Origin of the sequence: Gottfriedia solisilvae (assembly GCF_002128405.1) — a bacterium.
Taxonomy (GTDB): Bacteria; Bacillota; Bacilli; order Bacillales; family Bacillaceae_G; genus Gottfriedia; species Gottfriedia solisilvae.
Map to the genome: position 1 here is coordinate 877,082 of NZ_NETJ01000001.1, position 20,510 is coordinate 897,591.

The window sequence follows — 20,510 nt, forward strand, 5'->3', positions numbered from 1 at the left end:
AGGAGCTTGTTTAATACAAGCTCCTTTCAAAAGACTATCGAAGTTCTTTAATTCTTGCTTTTTTACCAGTAAGTGCACGTAGGTAGTAAAGTTTAGCACGACGTACTTTACCGCGACGAACAACGTCTAATTTAGCAATTTTTGGAGTGTGTAATGGGAACGCACGTTCAACACCAACACCGTAAGAAATTTTACGAACTGTGAAAGTTTCGCTAATTCCGCCACCACGACGTTTAATAACTACACCTTCGAATAATTGGATACGCTCACGAGTACCCTCAACAACTTTAACGTGAACTCGTACAGTATCACCAGGACGGAATGCTGGTAAGTCAGTTCTAAGTTGTTCTTTTGTAATTTCGTTAATTAAATTTTGCATAATTTATGCTCCCCTTTTCAACCGATGCTCTTACAAGATTTATTCACTCACAGCGGAACACCGAGAATAAAGGCTTAAGTATTTACTCAAGCCACAAGTTATATTAACATATTATGAGTTTGTATGCAACTAATTTTCCTGATTCATTTCGTCTTTTATTTGCTGCATCCATTTCTCTTCTTTTTTGTTTAAAGTGTAGTCTTCTAATAGATCCGGTCTTCTTTCCAGCGTACGTTTAAATGATTGCTTCGTACGCCATTCTTCGATATGAGCATGATTACCAGATAATAACACATTAGGTACTTTTAACCCTCTGAACTCAGCCGGTCTAGTATAGTGTGGATGCTCTAATAATCCTGTACTAAATGAATCTTCAATTTTTGACGTCGTATTTCCTAGCACTCCTGGAATTAGACGTACAACACTATCAGCAATAACCATCGCTCCAAGTTCGCCACCAGTCAGTACATAATCTCCAATTGAAATCTCATCTGTTACAATGTGTTCGCGAATACGTTCATCGTATCCTTCATAATGACCGCAAATAAAGATTAAGTGCTCCTCATTCGCTAGTTCTTCAGCCTTGCGTTGGGTGAACCTCTCTCCCTGAGGGCATAGAAGGATTACTCTAGGCTTGTTTTCACTTTTTGAGACTAAATCATCAACAGCATCAAATATTGGCTGTGGCGCTAATACCATGCCTGCTCCACCACCGTATGGATAATCATCCACACTAGAGTGTTTATTCGTTGAATAATCCCTAAAATTAACACATCGAAACTCAACAGCCTCTTTTTCTTGAGCTTTTTTCAAAATGGAAGAATGTAGAACACCTTCAAACATTTCTGGGAATAGTGTTAAAAAATCTAGCTTCATCATAGAAGGCCTTCCATTAATTCAATTTTGACCAACTTATTCTCGATATCTACTTCTTTAACAATTTGCTCAATATAAGGAATTAAAGCATCTTTTTGACCTTTACGTTGAATTACCCACACATCATTCGCTCCAGGTGATAAAATCTCTTTAATTTTACCAATTTCCTCACCATCAACCGTTTCTACCATACAACCAATAATTTCGTGATAGTAATACTCATTTTTTTCTAAGCTATGTAATTGATCTTCTGTTATTTTTAAAATGCTATTTTTAAATGGTTCAACTTCGTTTAAAGAATCGAAACCTTCAAAGGTTAATAAATCAAAATTTTTGTGCACCCTGTGATTTGTTATTTTTAAAGTAATAGGTGTCTCATCATTTTGTTTAAACAAATATAAAGTATTGCCCTTTTTGTATCTTTTCTCTGGAAAATCTGTTCTTGAAATAACACGAACTTCTCCGCGAACACCATGTGTATTAACAATTTTACCGACATTTAAATATTTCATCTTTATACCTCTATAAATATTATTTACAAGCTTTACACCTTATTGTAGCCATTCAATAAATAGATATGTCTTGTTAATGTTGAAAACGGCCCTTAGCAATAGCCAAGGACCGTCAATATTACTGAATATCTAAGTGAATACGTTTAGCATGTTCATTACTTGCTGCATATACAACAGTACGAATCGCCTTAGCAATTTTACCATGTTTGCCAATCACTCTACCTGCATCTTCAGGATTAACCTGTAAATGAAAGTATAGATTGTTTTCATCTTCTTTTACTTGAAGTGAAATGTCCTCTGGATGATCTACAAGACTTGAAACAATTGCGTTAATGAGTGTATTCATCTTTTTTTCCATATTACTTGCCGTTGCGAGCGTTGTGGAATTTCTCTAAGATACCAGCTTTAGAGAATAAGTTACGAACTGTATCAGATGGTTTAGCACCTGTTCCTAACCATTTTAATGCTGCTTCTTCGTTAATTTTGATTTCAGCTGGTTGAGCTACTGGATTGTAAGTTCCAATCTCTTCAATGAAACGTCCGTCACGAGGAGAACGAGCATCTGCTACTACTACACGATAAAAAGGAGATTTTTTAGCTCCCATACGTTTTAAACGAATTTTAACTGCCATTTTTAAAGCACCTCCGAAAATATTTACAACGATTAGTATATTATCAAAAACTCATACTGTTTGTAAAGTAAAATTTCTTAACAGTATTAATTTTTTATTAAACAATGTTAAATGTTGGAATTCCATGCAAAACTTGGTTAGAATAAGCCAGGAAATTTAAAGCCTTTTTTCTTACCTTTTTGCGCGCCACCCATCATCTTCATCATTTTTTTCATTTCTTCAAACTGTTTTAACAAACGGTTTATTTCTTGTACAGGACGACCAGAACCTTTTGCGATACGTTTTCTACGACTAGAGTTAATAATATCAGGTTGAATCTTTTCCTGTTTTGTCATAGATTGGATAATTGCCTCTACATGAGCGATTTGTTTATCGTCAATTTGCAGATCATTCAATCCTTTAATTTTGTTTGCACCTGGCATCATTTTTAAAATGTCTCCAAGTGGCCCCATTTTTTTAACTTGTGAAAGTTGGTCTAAGAAGTCATCTAATGTAAAGGATGCATTTCTTAGTTTTTGTTCTAATTCTTTTGCTTTTTCTTGGTCAACGGTTTCTTGTGCTTTCTCAATAAGAGTTAACACATCGCCCATTCCTAGAATACGTGAAGCCATTCGTTCAGGGTGGAAAGGTTCAAATGCGTCCAACTTCTCTCCTAAACCAACGAACTTAATCGGGGTATTCGTAACAGCACGAATCGATAAAGCAGCACCACCACGTGTGTCACCATCAAGCTTCGTAAGAACAGCACCAGTTAATCCAAGTTGGTCATTAAAGCTTTGTGCCACATTGACAGCATCTTGTCCAGTCATTGCATCAACAACTAGGAAGATTTCATCCGGCTTTGAAAGTTCTTTGATTTGTTCAAGCTCTTCCATTAAGCCTTCGTCAATATGTAAACGACCTGCAGTATCAATTAGGACGTAATCAAGATGTTCATCTTTCGCATGTTGAATTGCTTGTTTTGCTATTTCAACAGGGCTTACTTGATCTCCTAAAGAGAAGACAGGCATATCTAATTGTTTCCCTAACGTTTGTAACTGTTTAATTGCCGCAGGGCGGTAAATATCAGCTGCAACTAGTAGTGGTTTACGATTATACTTTTTTCGAAGTAAATTAGCTAACTTACCTGTAGTAGTAGTTTTACCAGCACCTTGTAAACCAACCATCATAATAACGGTAGGAGGGCGATTGGAAACAGCAATTTTGCTTTGTTCTCCACCCATTAATGCTGTTAGTTCTTCTTGAACTACTTTTACTACATGTTGACCAGGCGTTAAGCTTTGTAAAACCTCTTGACCAACTGCACGTTCAGAAACACGTTTCACAAAATCTTTTACAACTTTAAAGTTAACGTCAGCTTCTAATAAAGCTAGGCGTACTTCTCTCATCATTTCCTTGACATCAGCTTCTGTTACTTTACCTTTGCCTCGAACTCTTTGTAATGTCTTTTGAAGTCGGTCGGCTAATCCTTCAAATGCCATAAAACCGTCCTCCTTATTCTAATTTCTCTAACGCTTCGATTACTCGAAGAAACTCGTCATCTACAACTTTACCCTTTTCAGAGAAAGTTTTCAATTGATTTAAGAGTTCAGTACGTTGTTGAAACTTTTTTAGAAGTAATAATTTCTCTTCATATTCCTCCAGCATTGCTTCAGTTCGCTTTATGTTATCATAAACCGCTTGTCTACTAATGCTGAATTCTTCTGCAATCTCACCTAAAGAATAGTCATCTAAATAATATAGTGACATATAATTTTGTTGTTTTGGAGTTAACAGAGATTGATAAAAATCATAAAGATAATTGATTCTCATCGTCTTATCTAACATTGTATGATCTGCCAATACTATCACTCCCTTGTTAAGTGAATTGCCTTTACATTTGTAGTTTACCTAATCCCTTTGCTCCTGTCAAGCATTTTTACTTTATGGTATGGATAGAGCATAGAAAAAAAAGCATGGGATGTGACTAAATTTAGAATACACATCTCATGCCCATTTAAACAGATTCTCTTAATCCTGTTCTTTGATTAAATCTCCAAATAATCCGTATACAAATTGCTCAGCTTGGAATGGTTGTAAATCGTCCATTTGTTCTCCAAGACCGACAAATTTAACTGGTACTTTTAATTCGTTACGAATGGCTAAAACAATTCCACCTTTAGCTGTACCATCTAATTTCGTTAAAACGATCCCTGAAACATTTGTTGCGTCTCTAAATGTTTTCGCTTGGACAAGACCATTCTGACCTGTTGTAGCGTCGATTACTAAAAGAACTTCATGTGGTGCTCCTGGAACTTCTCTAGAAATGACATTTTTTACTTTTTCTAGCTCTTTCATTAAGTTGACTTTGTTTTGCAATCTTCCAGCAGTATCGCAAAGTAACACGTCAACCTTACGAGCCTTCGCAGCTTGAACAGCATCGTACATTACAGCCGCTGGATCAGAACCTGCTGCTTGTTTTATTGTTTCAACACCAACACGATCTCCCCATACTTCTAACTGTTCTATCGCTCCTGCTCTAAAAGTATCTCCAGCAGCAAGTAATACTTTCTTACCTTCTTGCTTCAGTTTGTGTGCTATTTTCCCAATCGATGTTGTTTTACCAACTCCGTTAACACCAACAAATAGTACAACTGTTAAACCATCCGGATTTATTTTTAATTCAAATGACTCATCATCTAAATCATTTCCTTTGTATAATTCAACTAATTTCTCAGAAATAACCTCTTGAACCTCTTTTGGATCTTGGATATTTTTACGTTTGACCTCAAATTTAAGTTCTTCAACTAATTCCATAACAGTGTTTACACCAACATCTGCCATGATTAGAATTTCCTCTAGCTCTTCAAAGAAATCTTCGTCAACTTTTCTATATCTTGCAAATAAATCATTTAAACCTTCTGTTAAATTATTTCTCGACTTTTCTAATCCACTTTTAAACTTTGAGGTTACAGTCTCTGTTTGCTTTGAAATCGTTTCTTTTAATTTTTTAAAAAAGCTCATAGCTTCCTACCTTTCTACTAACCGTTCGACAATAGCTCTTCACCTTCGTCTAATCGAACGGAGACTAATGTTGATACGCCATATTCCTGCATTGTTACACCATATAATACATCGCACTCCTCCATCGTTCCTTTACGATGGGTAATCACGATAAATTGTGTCTGTTCACTAAAGTATTTTAAGAATTTAGCAAATCTCGCCACATTGGCTTCATCTAAAGCTGCCTCTACTTCGTCTAACACACAGAAAGGTACAGGACGAACTTGTAAAATCGCAAATAGTAATGCGATTGCCGTAAGGGCCCTCTCACCACCTGATAACAGTCCTAGGTTCTGAAGTTTCTTCCCAGGAGGCTGCGCAACGATATCGACACCCGTTAATAATAAATTATCTTCGTCAGTCAGAACTAAATCTGCTCTACCACCGCCAAACAATTGAGTAAAGACAACTTGAAACTTCTCTCGAATTGCACTAAAGCTCGTTTCAAATCGTTTTGTCATTTCCTCATCCATTTCACTAATAACGTTATGAAGCGTTATTTTCGCTTCATTCAAGTCTGTATGTTGTTCTTGAAGAAAATCATGGCGCTCAGAAACGCGATCATATTCCTCAATTGACCCAATATTAACAGTACCAAGATCTTCAATAGATCGTTTTAATAGTTTCACTCGTTTTCTAGCATCCTCAACAGGTAGATCTAATGTATATTTCATTTTTGCCGCTTCATACGTTGTCATATACGTTATATTTAACTGCTCTAGACGATTTTCTAATTCAACATCTAAACGATTACTATTTACTTCTTGTTGTTTCAACAAATCTGACAAAGACTTATATTGGCGTTGTTTTTCACGTAAAGAACTAGCATAATCTTCAATCTCTGTTTGATATGCTAAACGCTGCTGGCGACGCTTTGATATAATTTCATTCGTTTTAGAAAATTCATTTCGTGTATCTGAAATCATTTTCTCAAGTTCTTCTTTACCATTTTCATTCGTCATTAATTCACTTGATAGGAAAATAATTTTTTCTTTTGTATCTTCTAAAAGCTGTTTTTGTTTTTTCGCATTTTCCTCGAATTGACGAATACGCTCGATACTATAATTTAATGTTTGTTCTTCCCCAGCTAACGAAATTTTCACATTTGTTAGTTTGGATTGGAGTTCATCCTTGATTGCTTTTTGATTTTGTTTTCGACCTGTTAATTCATTGATACTTTGCTCTTTTGAAGAAATATCATTTTTAATACTAGAAGATAATGTAATCAATTCATCAAGTCTAGACTTAGCTCTCATTTGATCACTAGCTGAACTTCCCATTTCTAAGTCATAAATCGCAAGTGCATCATTAATGTTCTTTTCTTCAAATTCGATACTTCTTAACTGATCCATCGTTTGAGAAAGTGCTTGTTTCTCTTGCATAACTGCTGAATTCATTTTGTCTAACTCAACAGTTTTCGTTTGTTTTAGTGTTTTTAATGATTGTACTTCACGTTCTACAACGAGGGTTTTTTCCTGCATCTCTATTAGTTTAGCAGTAATTTCTTCTAATTCACGTTGCCTTCCTAATAAAGAAGAATTTGACGCACGAACTGCTCCACCAGTCATCGCCCCACCAGGATTGACAACATCACCTTCTAGTGTGACAAAACGATAACGGTGTCCAACATGTTTTGCCAGTTCATTCGCACTTTTCAGATCCTGCGCAATTAACACAGTCCCTAAAAGATTTTGAATAACCTGTTCATATTCACTCGAAAAACTAACAAGTGAAGATGCAACACCAACAAATGATGGGTGATTCTTTAAACCCTCTATTACGCCAGCTGGTATTGTACGCGCTTTAACAATATTCATTGGTAAAAACGTTGCTCGACCAAGGCGCTGCTGTTTTAAAAATTGAATAGCCTTTCTTGCATGCTCATCATTTTGAACGACAATTTGTTGTGTAGCTGCACCAAGCGCGATTTCAATTGCTATTTCATATTGTTTGTTCGTTGATATGATTTCTGCAATTGCACCTTTAATCCCTTCAAGCTTTGTACCTCGAGCTTTTAATATTTCTTTAACGCCTTGGTTAAAACCTGCAAAGTCTTCTTGTAATTCTTCAAGCGTTTCTTTTCGGGATTTTGTTTGTTGAATAAATTGATATGCTTTATACAATAATTCTTCTTTTTCTTTCAGTTCATTTGAAACTTTTTCAAATTCTCTTGAATTAGATTCCAATTGCTGAGTGATTTCTTTTAAATTTGATTCAAATTGATATTTCTCTTCTAAAAGCCCACTTTTCTTTTGATTCAATTGTTCTCTTTGTAGAATGTATTTTTCATTCTCAACATCTAAGCGACTAGATTTAACTGAAAACTGCTCTAATTGCTTCTCTAACATAGTTTTCTCATTATTAATTGAAGCTTGTTTATTTAAGAGTTCAATATAATCAGATTTAATCATTTCGATTTGTTCTTCAATATCACCTTCATATGAAGTGATTTCAGACTCTACTTGTTGTATTTCATGTCTGTATTTTTTCACATTTTGCGAAGAAGTATTTTTCCTAGTTTGTTCAACTTCAATTAATTCCTGAAGCTCGTTTAAACCATTTGAAATCTCATCAATTTGTGTTCTTAATTGTTCAGATTGAGTCGAAGTATTTTTTTTACGTTCCTTCATCAACTCTTTCTGACCTTCAAATTTTTCTAAGTTTTTTGTAACAGTCAAAAGAACTTGTTGAAGCTGATCAATTGATTCATCTAATGCATTTAACTTCTCTTGTAATTCATGTTGCTTTGACTCTTCTTTAGAAATCTCAGTAGATAATGCTATTTCTAAATCTTGATTTTGAGCAATTTCTTTTTTCAATTCTTCCCACTTTTGATGTAATGATTCAATCTCAAATACTAATAAAGCAGCTTCAACCTTTTCTAATTCTTCCTTATGACCTATGTATTCTTTGGCAATAGAAGCTTGAATTTTTAAAGGTTCTATTTGAGAACTTAATTCAAATAATATATCATCAACTCGGTTTAAATTTTCTTGTGTCTCATTTAATTTTGCTTCTGCTTTTTTCTTGCGATTTTTATATTTTAATACACCAGCAGCTTCTTCAAATATTCCTCTTCTTTCTTCTGGTTTACTACTTAATATTTCTTCTACTTTACCTTGCGAAATAATAGAAAACGCTTCTCTACCCAGACCAGAATCCATAAATAAATCGACAATATCTTTTAAGCGACATGATTGTTTATTGATATAAAAATCACTATCTCCAGAACGGTACACACGTCGAGTTACACTTACTTCATTGTACTCAAGCGGTAACTGCTGGTCCTCATTATCTAAAGTTATTGTAACTTCTGCGTAATTCAGTGGCTTTCGACCATCACTACCTGCAAAAATAATATCCTCCATTTTTGCTCCACGTAATGATTTAACAGACTGTTCTCCAAGAACCCATCTGATTGCATCTGTAATATTACTTTTACCGCTTCCATTTGGTCCAACTACTGCAGTAACACCTTTAACAAAATCTATATTAACTCGCTGAGCGAACGACTTAAATCCTAATATATCTAATCGTTTGAGGAACAACTCAATTCCTCCTTTTTTTGATTTAATTATATACACAAAAACTCCCCCTTAAAAGGGGGAATTCGTCATTTTCTAAGTAATTTTGACAAGATTCTACTTGTTTTTTACTAGAAATCTACTATTTAGACTCTTTTAGCTTCAATAATGCTTCTTTAGCAGCATGCTGTTCGGCTTCTTTTTTTGATCGTCCACTTCCGATTCCTAACGTTTCACCGTTTAAAAGTACTTTTGATACGAACTCACGATTATGCGCAGGACCTTTTTCTTGTAAAATTTTATATTCTATTGAACCTGTGGAATCTCTTTGCACAAACTCTTGTAATTGACTTTTAAAATCCATCACATGCGAAAAAGCACCATCATTGATTTTAGGGAATACATGAAGAGATAAGAAGTTTGTTACGACTTGTAATCCTTGATCTAAATACAAAGCACCAATAAATGCCTCAAATACATCAGCTAACAATGCCGGTCTAGTACGTCCACCCGTCATTTCTTCTCCGCGTCCTAGTAAGATATAACGACCAAAATCTAATTCATTTGCAAACTTGACTAGTGATGGTTCACATACAATAGCTGCACGTAATTTCGTTAACTCACCTTCACTCATCGTTGTATACTTTTGAAATAAATATTGTGAAACCGTCAATTCTAGCACTGCGTCACCTAAATATTCCAATCTCTCATTATCTTCATATGGTTTTTTTCGATGCTCATTCACATAGGATGAATGTGTAAATGCCTGTATAAGTAAACCCTCATTACTAAAAGTAATTTGAATCTGCTTTTGAAACCTAATAAAATTTTCTTTTTCAACATCAGATAATTTATATTCTCTAACTCTTCTTGAATGCGGCATATTTACCTCCACCTAAACCAATCGGATATGCTGCTTAGACTACTTACTCGAGAAAATGATGAGAAGTCCCGTACAAAATACGGGACTTTTCTCATTACATGTTGCTCTCTATGTAGTTCACAACATCACCAACTGTGACGATTTTTTCAGCATCTTCATCTGAAATTTCTAATTCAAACTCATCTTCTAATTGCATTACTAATTCAACAACGTCTAATGAGTCTGCATCTAAATCTTCTTTGAAACGACTTGTGATAGCGATCTCAGATTCTTCTACACCTAAACGGTCAACAATAATCTTTGATACACGTTCTAATACGTCTTGCATTATTATTCACCTCCCCCCAATGATTGTCTACTTATGAATTATACATAAAAATGTTGAAAACGCCAAACTAATTCATTACAAGTCCGCCATCAACATTAATTGTTTGCCCTGTAATGTAACGACTAGCATCTGTTGCTAAGAATACAACTGCGTTCGCAATATCTTCTGGTTGGCCAAAAGATTGTAATGGAATATTCGTTAACATACTATTTCTGATTTGTTCATTCAGCTCATTTGTCATATCAGTTTCAATAAATCCAGGTGCAATTGCATTAACTGTAATATTTCTAGAAGCTAATTCTTTAGCAGCTGTTTTTGTTAAACCTAAAACGCCTGCTTTAGCAGCAACATAATTCATTTGTCCAGGATTACCAATTTGACCAACTACTGAACTGATGTTAATAATACGTCCATTACGCTGACGAGTCATAAATTTAGCAGCAGCCTTGATGCAATTAAATACACCTTTTAAATTCGTATCGATTACAGCGTCCCAATCAGCATCTTTCATACGTAATAATAATCCATCACGTGTGATCCCTGCATTGTTAACTAAAATATCAATACTTCCAAATTCATCTACTGTATTTTTTACTAGAGCAGCAACTTCATCACTGCTAGATACATTTGCTTTATATGCGATCGCCTTCACGCCAAGAGCAGTAATTTCTTCTACTACTTTTTGTGCAGCTTCTTCATTACCTGAATAGTTTACAACTACGTTTGCACCGTTTTTCGCTAATGATAAAGCAATTGCTTTACCTATTCCTCTAGAACCACCAGTAACTAGTGCTACTTTACCTTTTAACATGTTTTTATTTCCTCCCATTCCAGTAGAAATTGCTTTAATGTTTCAACATCATACACATTTACTAGTTTTGCTGAAGGAGAAATTGCTTTCACAAGACCAGTTAATACTTTACCAGGTCCTATTTCAACAAACGTGTCAACGCCAAGTTCCACTAATTCTTGAATTGATTGATTCCATTTTACTGGTGAAAATAACTGCTGTACTAATAATTCTTTAATTTCTGTTGCCTCCGTTATTTGCTTAGCAGTTACATTTGAAATTAATGGGTAAGTACATGATTCAACATTTATTTTTCCAAGCTCATTTTGGAATTCTTCACTTGCAGGTTTCATTAATGACGAATGAAACGGTCCACTTACTTTAAGCGGTAATACACGCTTAGCGCCAGCTTCTTTCAATAAACCAGAAGCAATTTGAACACCTTCTGCATCACCAGTTATTACGACCTGAGTAGGTGAATTATAGTTTGCCACTCCAACAGAATGACCTTTTTTATTCACTTCAGTAAGAACTTCTTCGATTTTATCAGGAGCTAAAAATAAGACAGCAGCCATCGCACCTTGTCCAACTGGAACCGCTTGATCCATTAGCTTTCCACGTTTATGAACTAGTTTAACACCATCTTCAAATGAAATTGCCTCTGCAGCTACAAGTGCAGAAAACTCACCTAAACTGTGTCCAGCAACGTAATCAGGTTTAATCCCAGCTTCTTTTATTTTCTCTAATAGAGCAATTGAAGTTGTTAATATCGCAGGTTGTGCATGATATGTAACAGTTAAATCTTCATCGTTACCATTAAAAATAATGTCAGACAGATTAAAGCCTACTTGATTATTTGCAGTTTCATAAATCGCATTACATTCTTGATATGCCTCAACTAAATCCTTACCCATTCCAACTTTTTGTGATCCTTGACCAGGAAAAATAAATGCCACTTTACCCAATGGAGTGACCCCCTTATGTGTTTAATTCGTTATTATTTTCCATGTGATCACTTACTAACTTTACAACATTATGGTCAACCATCGTTTTTGATTGTTTAATCGCACTATAAATCCCTAATGAATCAGAGCTCCCATGAGCTTTAATTACAGGTGCCTTTAGTCCAAATAGTGCAGCACCACCATATTCAGCGTAATCCATTTTCTTTTTGATACCTTTTAAATTAGGCTTCAATACAGCTGCTGCAAGCTTAGTTGTAAAACTTGTAAGCATCGCATCTTTAATTAATGAAAACATTGCAAGCGCAGTTCCTTCAATTGCTTTTAAGGCTACATTACCAGTATAACCATCTGTAACAACTACATCTGCAACAGAATTCATTAAATCTCTTGCTTCCACATTTCCAATAAAGTTTAAGTTACTCTCTTTCAGTAATTGAAATGTTTGTTTTGCAAGTTCATTACCTTTTTTATCTTCAGTTCCAACATTTAATAAGCCAACTGTTGGATTTTTAATTCCTCTTACTTTTTCAGCGTACACTGATCCCATTACTGCATATTGCAATAAATGGTTTGGTTTTGCATCAACGTTAGCACCTACATCAAGAAAAACAAAACCTTTTCCATCAAGCGTAGGCATTGTTGGTGATAAGGCAGGACGTTCTACACCTTCCATACGACCTACAACAAGTAAACCTGCTGTCATTAATGCTCCTGTGTTACCAGCTGAAATACAAGCATCCGCTCTACCTTCTTTGACTTCATTTGCCATAAGAACCATAGAAGCGTTTTTCTTCCTACGGACAGCTCTAACAGGCTCTTCTGTCCCTTCAATCACTTCATCTGTATGAATAATGGTGATGTTCTTATCATTTGTTAAAAATGGTTTAATTTTCGACTCATCACCGATTAAAGTAATATGTAAATCAGTTAAATTTTCTATAGCTAACATTGCACCTTCAACGATCGCTTTTGGTGCATGATCTCCACCCATTGCATCTATTGCTAATTTCATCAATTGTCACTTCCCTATTCTTCAATACTTCGATGGTACATTTCAAATAAGCCATGAAAAACTTGCTCATTTTCAACAAAGCCATTGATTTCAACTAATCTTCGCTTCGGATCTTCAGTTTGCGGTAACACTTTCGCTTTTGCAATAACTCGTTCATTTGTTCTTACAGGTTTAATAAAAACAAAATTTGATTTAGCTGTCAAAGCTAAATCATCGTGAATGACCGCTACTGCTAAAGAGTTAGCTTGTGCAAATAAATGATGACCTCGAGCAATGCCATTACGACTGAAAGTATGTTCTTCTCTCACATCAAATATAGAAATGGCACTTTCATTAAAATGAATATCAATCACTTCGCCTATAATTTCATCGACAGGTAATGATTTTACATCTTGTAATTGCTGAGTGGCAACATTTTTGATACGTTCTCTCAACTCAGGAATCGATAATTCAAGACGATCAAGACGAATAGTTTGTATACTGACAGACAATTGAATCGCTAGATCTTCATCTGTTATAAATGGATTTTCTTCAATTATTTTTTTTAACAATTCATGACGATCTTTTTTGCTTCTTCTCATTTTACATACCTCTACACTATATTTATGACCAGGTATTAAATACAGTGTATATTAAACACCCCTGTATTTCAATAGTTTTTTGCAAACTTTTAATACCTAGTACTAATCTAATTTTTCTGAATCAAATATTCCCGTTCGTTCTAAGTACTCTCTTAAGACCTTATATTCGTTAGCTTTCCAAAAATCATTAGAATTAACTAGCATTGTTGCATCATTCCGTGCAACCTCTAATGTACGGTAATCATGAACCATATCTGCCATTTTGAATTCTGGTACTCCGCTTTGTTGTTTCCCGAAAAAGTCACCAGGTCCTCTTAATTCTAAATCCTTTTCAGATAACTCAAATCCATCATTCGTTTCCGTCATGATTGTCAGTCTTTCTTTACCTACTTCACTTTTAGGATCACCAACTAAAATACAATACGATTGTTCTGAACCTCGACCAACTCGTCCGCGTAACTGATGTAACTGCGATAAACCAAAACGGTCTGCATCATAAATGACCATTACTGTAGCATTTGGCACATTTACACCTACCTCAACAACAGTTGTTGATACTAAAATTTGGACTTCATTTGCCGCAAAAGCCTTCATCACTTCATCTTTTTCTGAAGACGATAACTTACCATGCATTAACCCAACTTTGGCCATACTTTTATAATGAAAAGAAAGTACACTATGTAAATCTAGTGCATTTTGAAGATCCAATTTTTCAGACTCCTCAATGAGTGGACAAATAACATAGGCTTGTCTACCTTTTTTAATTTCGTTTTCAATAAAACCTAGCACGCGATCAAACATTTCTTGTTTAACCCAATATGTTTCTATTTTTTTTCGACCAGCAGGGTATTCATCTATAATTGAGACATCCATTTCCCCAAATGCTGTAATAGCGAGCGTTCTAGGTATTGGTGTTGCCGTCATAAATAAAACATCTGGAAAGTATCCTTTTTCTCGCAATATTCTCCGCTGCCCAACACCAAAACGATGCTGTTCATCCGTAATAACAATGCCCAATTTATTAAATTGAACCTCATCTTGTATTAAAGCGTGAGTTCCTACTAATATATGTACATCTCCTAATTTTAGCCTCTCAAGTACTTCACGTCGCTTTTTACCTTTAACCGAACTTGTCAATAATGCTACGTTGATATTTGTTTCCTGCAATAACTTCGATAAAGACTCGAAGTGCTGCTCAGCTAAAATTTCTGTAGGAACCATTAAAGCTCCTTGATAGCCATCTAAAGCACATGCATACAGTGCAATTGTTGCTACAACTGTTTTCCCCGATCCTACGTCACCTTGTAATAATCGGTTCATTCTTGATGGACTTACTAAATCATTGAATATTTCTTTCACAACTCGGTTTTGGGCTGATGTTAGAGGGAATGGTAATGATTGAATTAATTCTTGGATTTTGTCTTGGTGTAAAACTTTCGGAATTCCTTTTGATTGATTACGTTGAATTTTTCGAAGAGCTTGCATTTTTAATTGAAACAGAAAAAATTCCTCGTAAACAAAGCTTCTTCTTGCTTGTTTTAAACTATTTGCATCAATAGGATGATGTAGTAAACTCATTGTTTCTTTTCGATTCATCAGCTTATATTTACTCATTAGCTCATTCGGTACCAAATCCTCAATATATTGACCGAATTTTTTAAACGCTTGCTCTACAAACTTACGCATCGTTTTTACTGACATTTTTCCTTTGATTGAATAGACCGGTTCTATTTCATTTGCATTTGTTCTTGACCCAAATACAAGATCTGTTAAAGTAATTGTTTGTCTATGTTGATCCCATTTACCAGACACGGTTACCTGTTCGTTTAAATTTAGCTTTGTTTTATAATATGGTCGATTAAAACAAATAACTGTAACTAAATAACGATCAACTAATACACGAAAAGTTAATCGAGATTTATTTTTCCCAAAATACTGAAGAAGAGGAGCGCTATGCACAACACCCTCTACTGTCACGCGCTCATCATGCTTCACTTCAGATAAATCTTTATTCCGATAATCTTCATATCGATATGGCAAATATTCAATTAAATCATTGACTGTAAAAATACCCATTTCATTTAAAAGTGCCGCAGTTTCTTCCCCTACACCACTTAGCACTGAGATGTTTTGTTCTAGTTCGTAGCTCACTATTTTTTTAGCGATACACCAAATATTTTTGCTTCCAATTCTCGGCCTGTTGGTGTTGCCGCTAATCCTCCTTCAGCTGTTTCTCTTAGTGCAGATGGCATTGTTTGACCGATTCTGTACATCGCATCAATTACCTCATCACATGGAATACGACTTGTTATACCAGCTAATGCCATATCTGCTGCTACCATCGCATTTGCTGCCCCCATCGCATTTCTCTTCACGCAAGGAACCTCTACTAAACCTGCAACTGGATCACATACTAAACCAAGCATATTCTTTAATGTAATTGCAAATGCTTCCGCACTTTGACTTGGCGTCCCACCAGCAATTTCAACGATTGCTGCAGCAGCCATACCGCTCGCAGACCCTACTTCAGCTTGGCAACCACCAGCAGCACCTGAAATAGATGCATTATTTGCAACGACAAATCCAAAAGCTCCAGAAGTTAGTAGGAATTCAATCATTTGCATGCGAGTCGGATTTAATTTTTCCTTAACAGCAAATAATGTACCTGGAACAACCCCAGCAGATCCAGCAGTTGGCGTTGCACATATTGTTCCCATTGCAGCATTTACTTCATTTGTTGCAACCGCTTTACTTACTGCATCTAAAAGAAAATGTCCTGAAAGCATATTTCCCTTTTCAATATATCTTTGAAGAAGTACCGCATCCCCACCAGTTAAACCAGTTGGTGAATGGACACCTGCTAATCCTCTTTCAACCGCTTTTTCCATTACAACAAGATTTTGTTCCATTTTTTCTAGAATTTCTTCTCGACTTCTACCTGTAAAAAGCATTTCTTGTTGAATCATGATTTCCGAAATTTTAACATTTTTTGATTCAGCTAGTTCTACTAACTCAGCTACATTTTTGAACATAATGACGCTCCCCCTCTCTTAGTCCACCATTTTTGTTACACGTATAATATGTGGTAAAGATTCTATCTCTTTTAATATTTTTTCATCTAAGTCTTGATCCACTTCAATTGCCATTAAAGCGATTTGACCTACTTCTTTTCTAGACACTTCCATATGTCCGATATTAACGGCATATTTCATAAGCACATTCGTAACACCAGCAATTGAACCATAGCGGTCATTATGAACAACTAGGATTGCTGGGTAATTTCCAGAAAGCTTAAGTTCAAAACCATTCAATTCAACAATTTCAATTTTCCCTCCGCCAATAGATATACCAACAAGTTCAAATGGTTGGTTCTCGTCATCTTGAATTGAAATTTTAACTGTATTTGGATGTTCTGTAATCGCATCTTCTTCGATAAACTCAACAGTCATCCCTTTATCTTTAGAAATATTTAATGATTCAGGAATTCTCTCATCAAATGTATCAAAATCGAGTAATCCACCAACAAGCGCTACATCTGTACCGTGTCCACGATATGTTTTAGCAAATGAACCATATAATGAAATTACGATGTTTTTTGGTTCTTTACCATATAAGTTTCTAGCGACACGACCAATTTTTGCTGCACCTGCTGTATGTGAACTTGATGGTCCAATCATAATCGGTCCAATAATATCAAAAACACTTTTATACTTCATTACTTTTCCCCCATTACCTTAGTGTAAAAAAGCGTGTTTACGTTTAGTTTCTCTATAGTAAAAACAAATAGTCTAATCAAAAAATGACAGTAAAGACAATAAGTTGTCCAACTTATAGTGTAATACGAAATAATAAAGAGTTCTATGATATTTTACATTACTCTTTAAATAATTTACACAAAAATGAAGAAGGGTTGCCCCTTCTTTCTTCAGACTGCCCGTCAAACGCTCGCTTTCTTCGTTGTTTCTCTTGCTCGCGTTGCTCGTTATCTTTAAGTAAAACCCGCACCTCTTCAGTTTTCAATACCTGTGTTTTCAAAAAAAAAGAAGGGTTGCCCCTTCTTAAATGATTATTCTATAGAGAAAATGTATGAGTATAATGGTTGATTTCCATTATGGACTTCAACTTCAACATGATCAAAGTTTTCTTCTGCATATTTAACTAATTCTGATAACTCTTCATCAGTAACATCTTGACCTTGTAAGATCGTTAAGATTTCTGAATCTTCGTCTATCATTTTTGTTAATAATTTCTTTGCAGCTTCTAATTGAACAGCATCAGTAGTAATAATTTTACTTTCAAGAATACCCATGAAATGATCTTTCGTAATTTCAACGCCATCAATTTCAGTATCTCTAACTGCAAATGTTATTTGACCAGTTTTAACTGTAGCTAATGCTTCTTTCATTCCCTCACCGTTTTCATCTAATGAAGCCGTTGGATTGAATGATAATAAAGCCGTCATACCTTGAGGAACAGTTTTTGATGGTACCACAGTAACTTGGCAATCTGCAACTGAAGCAGCTTGCTGGGCAGCCATCACGATGTTCCCATTATTCGGAAGTACGATTACCTTTTCAGCATGACATTGCTCAATTGCTTTTACAATATCTTCAGTACTTGGATTCATTGTTTGACCGCCTTCAATAACAACGGTTGCACCGATACTTTCAAACAAAGTTTTAATTCCTGAGCCCATTGCTACTGTTACAATACCATACTCCTGTTTTTGCTTACTCTTTCCTGACTCTTTTGTTGAATGAGGAACGTTTGCAGCTTGATCATCATGAAGTAAATTTGTATGTTGTTCACGCATGTTTTCTGCTTTCAGTTTTAAGAAGCTACCAAAACGTTGCCCTAAGTTGAAAACTTCACCAGGATACTCTGCATGAATATGAACTTTTACAATCTCATCATCAGCAACAACTAATAATGAGTCACCCCATGCGCTTAATTCTTCACGGAATTGATCTATATTAAATGGATGCTTTTGTAATTTTTCTCTTTCAAATTTAACCATAAATTCTGTACAGTAACCAAAAACAATATCTTCTGTATTTAACATACTTTGAACATTACGGTGTTCAGCTTCAACTAATTCTTCAAGTGAAAGTGCCGCTTCAGCACCTTCTAATGAAATTTCTTCACCTTTTAAAGACGCTAAGAAACCTTCGTAAACAAGAACTAACCCTTGACCACCACTATCTACTACACCTACTTGTTTTAAAACAGGTAATAAATCTGGCGTACGGTTTAAGGACGCTTTTGCTTCTACGATTGTTTCCTCAAGGAAAGGAATAAATTCTTCATGATTATTTGCAATTGCTACCGATTTTTTCGCCGTTTCTCTAGCAACAGTCAGAATCGTCCCCTCAATTGGTTTCATAACAGCTTTATATGCTGTTTCAACACCAGCTTCAAGAGCAGCTGCAAAATCAACAGTCGAAATTGTTTCTTTCGCTTCGATTGATTTAGAAAACCCTCTGAATAATTGAGATAGGATTACACCTGAGTTACCACGAGCACCCATAAGTAAGCCTTTTGCAAAGCTTTGACCTACTTTACCTACATGGCTATTCGGCTTTTCTTTTACTTCTTTCGAACCAGAAGTAATTGAAAGATTCATATTTGTTCCTGTATCTCCATCAGGTACAGGAAATACGTTTAATGAATCAACAAATTTTACATTCTTCGTTAAATTATTTGCACCTTGAATCACCATATCTGCAAATAATTTTCCGTCAATACGTTTAATGGACACAAATTCTCCTCCTTAATGCGTCTTACAGGTTTGTTACTTTAACACCTTGAACAAAAATGTTTACAGAATCCACTGATAATCCTAATGTTTGATCAAGTGTATATTTAACTTTATTTTGTACGTTGTTTGCAACTTCAGAAATCTTTGTACCGTAGCTTACAATTATGTACATATCAATATTTACGTCTTCACCAACTTGGCGCACAATAACACCTTTAGTAAAGTTTTCTTTTTTAAGGATTTCAGTCAGACCATCCTTAATTTGTTTTTTAGAAGCCATGCCTACAATACCATAACAATCAACCGCAGCCCCACCTGCAATTGTAGCAATTACATCAGTACCAATTTCGATTGTTCCATATTGAGTTTTCATTTCTAAAGACATTTATAGGTCCCCCTTCTTGGCCACTCCAAGTATTGTTAGTTATACTACTTACTTATTATTGTATACCTTTTTCCAAAATAATTCTATTGACTCATTTCTATTATGGACAATTTCAAAAATATTCATGGATTAAAATGAAATTACAATTATATAAGATTTTTTTAATAAATAAGTCATAGGTCCCTCTATAATATTTAGTATAACATAACATTCTATGTCAAGTATTTTTTCTTGAACAACTTACCAATAATTGTTGCAATAAGTAAAGCGGTATGATAAATTATAGTAGTGTTTCTAAATGAAAATGATCATTGAAATGTTATTCCGTTTTTTGTAAGGAGGGAAATAGATGGCTCGTGTTTGTGTAATTACAGGTAGAAAATCACGTTCTGGTAACAGTCGCTCTCACGCTATGAATGCTTCAAAACGTACTTGGGGTGCTAACCTTCAAAAAGTTCGTATTTTAGTAAACGGTAAACCAAAGCGTGTTTACGTATCAGCGAGAGCATTAAAATCAGGCAAAATTGAGCGCGTTTAATTTATTAACGTACTTAAAAGCATAGCTAACTAGCTATGCTTTTTTACTTTGTCTTCAGTTTAGAACTTCCACTTATTATAAATCTATACTTGTTCTCAGCTTTTAGCGGTCATAAGCCAAAGAACATTGAAAGTTAAAAAGCAACTTTCATTGCCCTTTGTCTTATGCTTGTCGGGGCAGAGCGAACGCCTTACGCTTGTCGGAGCTAAACAGTCGCCTCCACTTTTCTTTGTCTAGTTCCGGCTCCTAGCTCCTCGAGGTCGTAAGTCAATCCCAACTAAAGGTTAAAAAGCAACCTTTACCCG

21 protein-coding genes are annotated in these 20,510 nt (G+C 35.2%); 1 reads left to right on the forward strand and 20 read right to left on the reverse strand.

The window, feature by feature from the left end:
- Positions 1-34 precede the first annotated feature (34 nt).
- The 20 genes from rplS to CAB05_RS04370 form a co-directional block, all read right to left on the reverse strand.
- A complete protein-coding gene (gene rplS / locus CAB05_RS04275; RefSeq protein ID WP_087998564.1) occupies positions 35-379 on the reverse strand; it encodes a 50S ribosomal protein L19 in 345 nt (114 codons plus the stop codon).
- A gap of 129 nt (positions 380-508) precedes the next feature.
- The gene (gene trmD, locus CAB05_RS04280; protein ID WP_087998620.1) at positions 509-1,255 is read right to left on the reverse strand and encodes a tRNA (guanosine(37)-N1)-methyltransferase TrmD; all 747 of its coding nucleotides are present in this window, start codon (positions 1,253-1,255) and stop codon (positions 509-511) included.
- Complete coding sequence (rimM, locus tag CAB05_RS04285) at positions 1,255-1,767, reverse strand: ribosome maturation factor RimM (protein WP_087998565.1); 513 nt, start codon at positions 1,765-1,767, stop codon at positions 1,255-1,257. Before rimM ends, trmD begins: the two co-directional genes overlap by 1 nt.
- 118 nt (positions 1,768-1,885) lie before the next feature.
- The gene (locus tag CAB05_RS04290; protein ID WP_087998621.1) at positions 1,886-2,113 is read right to left on the reverse strand and encodes a KH domain-containing protein; all 228 of its coding nucleotides are present in this window, start codon (positions 2,111-2,113) and stop codon (positions 1,886-1,888) included.
- A 13-nt stretch (positions 2,114-2,126) separates the two neighbouring features.
- Complete coding sequence (rpsP, locus tag CAB05_RS04295) at positions 2,127-2,399, reverse strand: 30S ribosomal protein S16 (RefSeq protein ID WP_025569022.1); 273 nt, start codon at positions 2,397-2,399, stop codon at positions 2,127-2,129.
- A 137-nt stretch (positions 2,400-2,536) separates the two neighbouring features.
- Positions 2,537-3,880, reverse strand: coding sequence for a signal recognition particle protein (gene ffh, locus CAB05_RS04300; RefSeq protein WP_087998566.1), 1,344 nt, complete (start codon positions 3,878-3,880; stop codon positions 2,537-2,539).
- A 13-nt stretch (positions 3,881-3,893) separates the two neighbouring features.
- Positions 3,894-4,226, reverse strand: a complete 333-nt coding sequence (locus tag CAB05_RS04305; RefSeq protein ID WP_087998622.1) for a putative DNA-binding protein — start codon at positions 4,224-4,226, stop codon at positions 3,894-3,896.
- Between the two features lie 183 nt (positions 4,227-4,409).
- Complete coding sequence (gene ftsY, locus CAB05_RS04310; RefSeq protein ID WP_087998567.1) at positions 4,410-5,402, reverse strand: signal recognition particle-docking protein FtsY; 993 nt, start codon at positions 5,400-5,402, stop codon at positions 4,410-4,412.
- A 17-nt stretch (positions 5,403-5,419) separates the two neighbouring features.
- Complete coding sequence (gene smc, locus CAB05_RS04315; protein WP_087998623.1) at positions 5,420-8,989, reverse strand: chromosome segregation protein SMC; 3,570 nt, start codon at positions 8,987-8,989, stop codon at positions 5,420-5,422.
- Positions 8,990-9,107: 118 nt separating this feature from the next.
- A complete protein-coding gene (rnc, locus tag CAB05_RS04320) occupies positions 9,108-9,848 on the reverse strand; it encodes a ribonuclease III (protein WP_087998568.1) in 741 nt (246 codons plus the stop codon).
- Between the two features lie 94 nt (positions 9,849-9,942).
- Positions 9,943-10,176: an acyl carrier protein gene (gene acpP / locus CAB05_RS04325; RefSeq protein WP_087998569.1), complete on the reverse strand. Its 234-nt coding sequence runs from the start codon at positions 10,174-10,176 to the stop codon at positions 9,943-9,945.
- 67 nt (positions 10,177-10,243) lie between these two features.
- Positions 10,244-10,987 (reverse strand): 3-oxoacyl-[acyl-carrier-protein] reductase, encoded by a 744-nt coding sequence (fabG, locus tag CAB05_RS04330; RefSeq protein WP_087998570.1) that lies wholly within the window; start codon positions 10,985-10,987, stop codon positions 10,244-10,246.
- Positions 10,981-11,931 carry an ACP S-malonyltransferase gene (gene fabD, locus CAB05_RS04335; RefSeq protein WP_087998571.1) on the reverse strand — a complete coding sequence of 317 codons (951 nt, stop codon included), beginning with the start codon at positions 11,929-11,931 and terminating at the stop codon, positions 10,981-10,983. Before fabD ends, fabG begins: the two co-directional genes overlap by 7 nt.
- A gap of 13 nt (positions 11,932-11,944) precedes the next feature.
- Positions 11,945-12,943 (reverse strand): phosphate acyltransferase PlsX, encoded by a 999-nt coding sequence (gene plsX / locus CAB05_RS04340; RefSeq protein WP_087998572.1) that lies wholly within the window; start codon positions 12,941-12,943, stop codon positions 11,945-11,947.
- A gap of 14 nt (positions 12,944-12,957) precedes the next feature.
- On the reverse strand, positions 12,958-13,524 hold the full coding sequence (fapR, locus tag CAB05_RS04345; RefSeq protein ID WP_087998573.1) for a transcription factor FapR: 567 nt from the start codon (positions 13,522-13,524) through the stop codon (positions 12,958-12,960).
- Between the two features lie 102 nt (positions 13,525-13,626).
- On the reverse strand, positions 13,627-15,675 hold the full coding sequence (gene recG / locus CAB05_RS04350) for an ATP-dependent DNA helicase RecG (protein WP_087998574.1): 2,049 nt from the start codon (positions 15,673-15,675) through the stop codon (positions 13,627-13,629).
- Entirely contained in the window at positions 15,675-16,556 is an 882-nt protein-coding gene (gene sdaAA, locus CAB05_RS04355) for an L-serine ammonia-lyase, iron-sulfur-dependent, subunit alpha (RefSeq protein WP_087998575.1), read from the reverse strand. Before sdaAA ends, recG begins: the two co-directional genes overlap by 1 nt.
- An 18-nt stretch (positions 16,557-16,574) precedes the next feature.
- A complete protein-coding gene (gene sdaAB, locus CAB05_RS04360) occupies positions 16,575-17,240 on the reverse strand; it encodes an L-serine ammonia-lyase, iron-sulfur-dependent subunit beta (RefSeq protein WP_087998576.1) in 666 nt (221 codons plus the stop codon).
- Between the two features lie 350 nt (positions 17,241-17,590).
- A complete protein-coding gene (locus CAB05_RS04365; RefSeq protein ID WP_087998577.1) occupies positions 17,591-19,282 on the reverse strand; it encodes a DAK2 domain-containing protein in 1,692 nt (563 codons plus the stop codon).
- Positions 19,283-19,304: 22 nt separating this feature from the next.
- Positions 19,305-19,667, reverse strand: a complete 363-nt coding sequence (locus CAB05_RS04370; protein ID WP_087998578.1) for an Asp23/Gls24 family envelope stress response protein — start codon at positions 19,665-19,667, stop codon at positions 19,305-19,307.
- A 349-nt stretch (positions 19,668-20,016) separates the two neighbouring features.
- Between CAB05_RS04370 and rpmB the strand changes: the two genes are divergently transcribed.
- On the forward strand, positions 20,017-20,205 hold the full coding sequence (gene rpmB / locus CAB05_RS04375; RefSeq protein ID WP_025568947.1) for a 50S ribosomal protein L28: 189 nt from the start codon (positions 20,017-20,019) through the stop codon (positions 20,203-20,205).
- The last annotated feature ends 305 nt before the right edge of the window (positions 20,206-20,510 follow it).

Coding starts and splice junctions, on each gene's coding strand:
- rplS (WP_087998564.1), bottom strand. CDS start 379: ATGCAAAATTTAATTAACGAAATTACAAAAGAACAACTTAGAACTGAC.
- trmD (WP_087998620.1), bottom strand. CDS start 1,255: ATGAAGCTAGATTTTTTAACACTATTCCCAGAAATGTTTGAAGGTGTT.
- rimM (WP_087998565.1), bottom strand. CDS start 1,767: ATGAAATATTTAAATGTCGGTAAAATTGTTAATACACATGGTGTTCGC.
- CAB05_RS04290 (WP_087998621.1), bottom strand. CDS start 2,113: ATGAATACACTCATTAACGCAATTGTTTCAAGTCTTGTAGATCATCCA.
- rpsP (WP_025569022.1), bottom strand. CDS start 2,399: ATGGCAGTTAAAATTCGTTTAAAACGTATGGGAGCTAAAAAATCTCCT.
- ffh (WP_087998566.1), bottom strand. CDS start 3,880: ATGGCATTTGAAGGATTAGCCGACCGACTTCAAAAGACATTACAAAGA.
- CAB05_RS04305 (WP_087998622.1), bottom strand. CDS start 4,226: ATGTTAGATAAGACGATGAGAATCAATTATCTTTATGATTTTTATCAA.
- ftsY (WP_087998567.1), bottom strand. CDS start 5,402: ATGAGCTTTTTTAAAAAATTAAAAGAAACGATTTCAAAGCAAACAGAG.
- rnc (WP_087998568.1), bottom strand. CDS start 9,848: ATGCCGCATTCAAGAAGAGTTAGAGAATATAAATTATCTGATGTTGAA.
- acpP (WP_087998569.1), bottom strand. CDS start 10,176: ATGCAAGACGTATTAGAACGTGTATCAAAGATTATTGTTGACCGTTTA.
- fabG (WP_087998570.1), bottom strand. CDS start 10,987: ATGTTAAAAGGTAAAGTAGCACTAGTTACTGGTGGTTCTAGAGGAATA.
- plsX (WP_087998572.1), bottom strand. CDS start 12,943: ATGAAATTAGCAATAGATGCAATGGGTGGAGATCATGCACCAAAAGCG.
- fapR (WP_087998573.1), bottom strand. CDS start 13,524: ATGAGAAGAAGCAAAAAAGATCGTCATGAATTGTTAAAAAAAATAATT.
- sdaAA (WP_087998575.1), bottom strand. CDS start 16,556: ATGTTCAAAAATGTAGCTGAGTTAGTAGAACTAGCTGAATCAAAAAAT.
- sdaAB (WP_087998576.1), bottom strand. CDS start 17,240: ATGAAGTATAAAAGTGTTTTTGATATTATTGGACCGATTATGATTGGA.
- CAB05_RS04370 (WP_087998578.1), bottom strand. CDS start 19,667: ATGTCTTTAGAAATGAAAACTCAATATGGAACAATCGAAATTGGTACT.
- rpmB (WP_025568947.1), top strand. CDS start 20,017: ATGGCTCGTGTTTGTGTAATTACAGGTAGAAAATCACGTTCTGGTAAC.